Annotated in this window: 3 protein-coding genes; all 3 read right to left on the bottom strand. The window is 65.1% G+C overall.

Features of this window, described 5'->3' with window-relative positions; translation table 11 throughout:
• A partial coding sequence (locus AC062T_RS02020) for an ABC transporter permease (RefSeq protein ID WP_476026925.1) occupies positions 1-564 on the bottom strand: 564 nt, incomplete at its 3' end.
• Entirely contained in the window at positions 561-1,241 is a 681-nt protein-coding gene (locus AC062T_RS02015) for an ABC transporter permease (RefSeq protein WP_476026923.1), read from the bottom strand. The genes AC062T_RS02015 and AC062T_RS02020, both read right to left, overlap by 4 nt.
• Positions 1,238-2,062, bottom strand: a complete 825-nt coding sequence (locus tag AC062T_RS02010; RefSeq protein ID WP_476026921.1) for an ABC transporter ATP-binding protein — start codon at positions 2,060-2,062, stop codon at positions 1,238-1,240. Before AC062T_RS02010 ends, AC062T_RS02015 begins: the two co-directional genes overlap by 4 nt.
• Positions 2,063-2,170: the final 108 nt, after the last annotated feature.

Genomic DNA, 2,170 nt, shown 5'->3' with positions numbered 1-2,170 from the left:
GTCGTAGCGGCCAAGGGGCAGCCCACGAAAGATGTAGTACCCGAGCCCGCCGAGGCCGATGTAGGCCGCGAGCGTCACGGTGGCCACGATCTGCAGCGCGCCGGAGCGGATGCCGCCGATCAGGATGGGCAGGCCGAGCGGAACCTCGACCCTCCACAGCACCTGCCATCCGGTCATGCCCATGGCTCGAGCGGCGTCGATGATGCGACGATCGATCGCCTCGAACCCCGCGTATGCTCCTGCCAGAATCGAGGGAACCGCCAGAATCACGAACGCCGTGTAGGCCGCCTCTGGCTTGTTGGTCACGCCGAGCACGAGAACCAGCAGCAGGATGAGACCAAACGATGGCAGAGCGCGGGCGGCACCCGATAGCCCCACGGCGAGCTCGCGACCCTTTCCCGTGTGGCCGATCAGATAGCCGAGGGGGATGCCGATTATGGCGGCAATGAGCAGCGAAACCGCCGTATAGACGAGGTGCTCGCCCAGGCGGAGCGGGATCGAGTTGGGGCCAACATACTGCTCGGGGTTGACCAGCCAGGCGAGGGCTTCAAGCAACAGGTTCATGCTGCCTCCACCAGGGGCTCACGGGCGGGCGTCGACGATTCCGTCATGGCGCGCGCCCATGGCAGCAGCATCCGCCCGGCCACCATGAGCACAACGTCGATGACCAGAGCGATGAGCATCACCATGATCACGCCTGCGAAAATCTCGGGAACGATGCGGCGCTGATAGCCGTTGGTAAACAGGTACCCGAGGCTCTCGACGCCGATCAGGATGCCGATGGTCACGAGGCTCACGGTGCTCGCCGCGGCGACGCGGAGGCCCGAGAGGATGACGGGCCCGGCGAGGGGAAAATCAACGGTCCAGAAGCGGCGCCATGGCGCATAGCCCATGGCGATGGCGGCTTGTCTCGTCGCAGGCTCGACGGAGCCGAGGCCATCCGCCACCGACCTCGACATGATGGCGATCACATAGATCGTGAGGGCGATGACAACGTTGAGTTCGCTCAGATAACTGATGCCGAGAAGGGGTGGCAAGATCACAAAGAGGGCGAGCGAGGGAATCGTGTAGAGCAGCCCGGTCACGGTGAGAATCACCCCTCGGGCGGGTTGAAAGCGAAACGCGAGCCAGCCGATGGGCACCGAGATGAGCAGCCCGGCCACGATGGGAACGAGGCTCAGGCGAATGTGCTCAAGCGAAAGCCGGCCGATCAGGTCGAGGTTTTCGAGCACCCAGTTCATGCGTCGCCCCCCTCGATCAGCACTCCCTGAGTGCGGCCCGCCCCGTCGACGACCACGGCGCCGCGCGGCGTCTCCTTCACAGTGAATGCCCGCTTGCCCTTATCGATGCCGATAAAGCTGGCGACAAAGTCATTCGCCGGGTTTTCGATGATCTCGCTCGGGCTGCCCACCTGCGCGATGCGGGCACCCTTCTCCAGGATGACAACCTGATCGCCGAGGAGAAACGCCTCGTCGATATCGTGCGTTACAAACACCACGGTCTTATCCAGCTCGCGCTGCAGGCGGATGGTCTCCTGCTGTAGCTCCGCTCGCACGATGGGGTCCACGGCCCCGAACGGCTCATCCATGAGCAGGACGTTCGGGTCGGCGGCCAGGCCCCGCGCTACTCCCACGCGCTGCTGCTGCCCGCCCGAGAGTTGGCTGGGGTAGCGGTCGGCCAGGTCGCGGCTCAACCCGACGGTGTCGAGCAATTCGAGCGCGCGGTCGCCTGCGGCGCTCTTGCTCACTCCGTTGAGTCGCGGCACGGTTGCCACGTTGCCCAGCACCGTGAAGTGGGGCAGCAGGCCCGCGTTCTGCATCACGTAGCCGATGCTGCGCCGCAGGCGAACCGGGTCGCGCCCCTGCACGCTCTCCCCGTCGATCTCGATCGTGCCAGAGGTCGGCTCGATCATGCGGTTGATCATGCGCAGCAGCGTGGTCTTTCCGCAGCCGGAGGAGCCCACCAAAACGGTGGTGGTGCGCGCCGGCACCACCAGGCTGAAGTCGTCGATGGCCAGGGTTCCGTCATTGAAGCGCTTAGAAACGGAGCGGAACTCGATCATGCGGTCAACCCCGTGCCTTCATGCGGTCCTTCCGGATTCTCACCCGTGGGGGCGTGCTGCCCGTCGAATCACGCTAGTCCAGAACATTCGCAGAGACACCCCCTGCGC

The sequence above is a fragment of the Homoserinimonas sp. genome, from assembly GCF_056262345.1.
The sequence above is the reverse complement of the archived record's forward strand: the minus strand, read 5'-3'. Positions and strand labels throughout refer to the sequence as shown.